A 3,184-nucleotide genomic window follows, 5' to 3' on the forward strand; every position below is an offset into this window, starting at 1 on the left:
TTAGAACTGTAAAATTTATACCATTGGAAACGTAGGTATTGGAGGTTATTGTCACATTGCCGGTGCTCGCGGCGCTTGGCACCGAGGAGCTCGCGCTGGCGCCGGTCCAGGCGAAAAAGTCGGTGGTAGTGGCGCCGCCGTTAAAAGTAATTTTATTGCTCGCGTCAAAAACGGAAGGACAAGTACCCCCGTTCTGGCAGAAATGGTTGCCGCTTAAAGTAAAAGGGTCGCCGAAAGTGCCGCTTCCCGGAGTAATGCCGGTAATTCGCGGCAAAATTCTGAAAGTGCCGGCGTAAGTATGGCTCTTGGAGTCGGCGGTGCGCGTCAAGACGATATTGCCGGTATAGCCGGCGGCATTAGGCACCTCGCGGCAGGTGGTAGTAGCGCGCCAGCCGCCAAAACTGCATTGCCCTTCGGCTGTGGCATGTTGCGCGCCGCTGGAACCGAGGACGGTGACTGAACCGGCGGCGCCAAAATGCGTGCCAATCAGCATAATCAAGCCGTCGGTGTCGCCGGCGTCGTAAGTTCTGCCGGCGTTCGCGGCTATAGCCGCGACAGAGTCAATCTGCGGCAGGACTACAAAATTGGTTGAACTGGCGGTTTTAGAGCCGGTGCCGGCGGCGCGGGTTAATTTAATATCGCAAGCATCATCATTATCGGCAATACCGCTTGGCACGGTGACGGCGGCCGAGGTGTCACTCCAGGAACTGACGGTTGCCGAAACATCAGCCGTGCCACAGTTCTGAAAAACCACCGTGCCGGTGGCGACGGAGGTGTCAAAACGGGTACCGGTTATGGTGATGGTGTCCCCCTCCTTACCCTCGCCCGCGCCCGAGGGCGAAACCGAGGTGATATTAGGAAAAACCCAGAATTCCAGCGCTCCGCCGGCATCGTTGTTTCCGTTTTGCGTGACGCAAATGCCCGCGCCGGCGGCAGCGCAAGTCGTGCCGGAGCCGCCGAAAACGGTAACGCCACTCGGCACGGAAAAAATAATCTGGGTGTCGTTCCAGGTGCTGATGCTCGCGGCCGGCACGGTATAATTGCCGATACGGACGCAACCGTTAGAAGCGCCGGCGGTGCAGGTGTCTTTGTTGGTGACGGCAGAGCCAAGGCTGGTGCCGCTGATAGTAATAGTTTGAGAAATCCTGCCGCCGCAACCGGTGGTGGCGCAAGCCGAATAATTCAGCGCTGTTTCGGTATTGGTATAAGAAGTGGCGTCCGGACCGGCCGGCGCCAGAGTGGTGCCTTGGCCTTCCGCGCTTAAAGCAGTTTCATCAGTATCTTGGTTTCGCGCTTTTACCTTAACGCCGTAAATCGTGCTTGCTTGTAAACCTTGTAAAACCAAAGCGTCCAATTGGGCGTCAGTCAGCCAGACCGCGGTAGCCGAAGGATTGCCGGTAGCATCCGCCCACTGATTAAGCCATGTAGTATCGTTAGGGCTCGTGGTTATCACCTGCACGGCAAAGTTGGTTGTCGGGTTGGAAGCAGGGTTGCTGTTTTCCGCGTTAGTCAGATTTAAAGTTGAAGCGGTAGCTCCGCTTAAAATCGGCGTACCCGGCGTATTGGCCGAGGAATAGGTAGAAGAGGCGGTTGAAGTACTGCCGGTATTGGGCGTGGGCGAAACCGAATCTCGGGCGGTAATGGTATAGCCGTAACACTTGTTAGGTTGCAACCCGCTATCGGAATAGGCAACGCCCGCTTGCCAAGAACTGGAATTACCGCCGGTGCCGGCATCTGCGCCGCAGTTGGTGTTATCAAGCGTAAAAAAATAGTTTATCGGCGTAGTGGCATCGGAACCGGTGGTGGAAGTGGCACTGATTTGCGTGGGGCTATCGTTGGTGGGAGTGGTGGCAAAAGTCATTGGATCGGGCGTCGGCGGAGTTGTCTCCACCGGCCGAATCGCCAAAGTGCCAGCGGCCCACGAGTCCGAGGTGCTGGTTTCACCGCCCGTCCATGCCGCAGGATCTTCCGCTCCGCTGCTCCACGCCATAGACGCGATATTCGCGATGGCCGACATTGTAGAGCCGGTACCCGCGACAGATACCGCATCGCCATAGCCGGTCGGAGCGGTTTTCGTCAACGGCGTAGCATCGCCCGTTCCCATACCAACGGTTAAAACATACGTGCCAGCCGTAATTGGGGTGATAGCCGGACTGTTTGGTGATGAAGCGTTGCCTGCGGTGACGCCAACAGGAGGGGCAACATCCATTGGCGTTGTCTGATCTGCTCCTCGCCAGACATGAACCACGGTAGCGCCGCCGTTAGCCGCATTATTAAAGCCGCTTACCGTAACAGAAGTATCTGGGGTTCCCCCCATAATTTTCCAGTTGACGCTGACATTGACATCTCTGGTGTCGCTTTTATAAAGGTCATACTCTTCGGTATAATCCGTAGGTGTGGTAACGCCGGGGTTTCCATCAGCCGCGCTCGCCCAGCCGGTAACCACGATGACCAGATCACCTGCTATGGCGGCGCTGCCAACGCCTCCTGTCAAGCCGGTGAGCGAGACGCTATAGGTTGCGCCGGTTCCTGTGCCGGATGCGCCTCCGACATATTGAACTGCCGCCAGCGCTTCTTTAATTTTTAAATTTTCCGCCAGTTGATTTAAGCCGATTTTATTGAATATTACCGGCGCTAAATTGGAAAATAAAACCATGATTAAAAGCAAATGGATTATCAGCCATTTAAAAATGCCTGCTTCCCTTTTTTTGTCTGGCTTCATAATATTTTTATTTAGTCGCTTTAACCGATATTACGCCGCGGACGGTCTTTACCCCCCAAAACCAGAGTTTCGCCCCTTGGTCGTAAATCATTTCCACGGACAGAATCGGCTCATTCTCGTAGCCGCCGATCTGCCTCACCTTGGCGATTGCCTCCTCGGAGGTCAGCAAATTTTGCGGCAATTCTCCCCCCGCGCCAAAAAAAGGAATCTCGGCGCCGTCAATCACGTTTTTGTCAGCGATGTTTACGCGGTATGCCAAGCCTTTTTTATTTTCTGAAGTATACAAGAGTTCCCAGTTATCGGCGCGGCCTTGCGCGCTGGTGTTATCCGGTGCCGAATTAATTCTGGAAAGTTTTGCCTCCGTATCCCATGCACGCGCCCTGGCTAATGCCAAATCATAAGCATCCACTGCCGTTATTGTTTGATCCGGCATTTCCACCGGCACAGTCACCGGTACTATGG

The 3,184-nt window shown here is 54.9% G+C and carries 2 protein-coding genes; both read right to left on the reverse strand.

The features are described from left to right. Positions 1-2,722: hypothetical protein (locus tag WC891_08985; GenBank protein ID MFA5868068.1), on the reverse strand; the 2,722-nt coding region annotated here is incomplete at its 3' end. A 7-nt stretch (positions 2,723-2,729) separates the two neighbouring features. Continuing rightward, positions 2,730-3,184 (reverse strand): hypothetical protein (locus WC891_08990; protein MFA5868069.1); only part of this gene is annotated, 455 nt, incomplete at its 5' end.

It is taken from the genome of Actinomycetota bacterium, from assembly GCA_041658625.1.
Taxonomy (GTDB): domain Bacteria; phylum Actinomycetota; class JAHEXW01; order JAHEXW01; family JAHEXW01; genus JBAZZW01.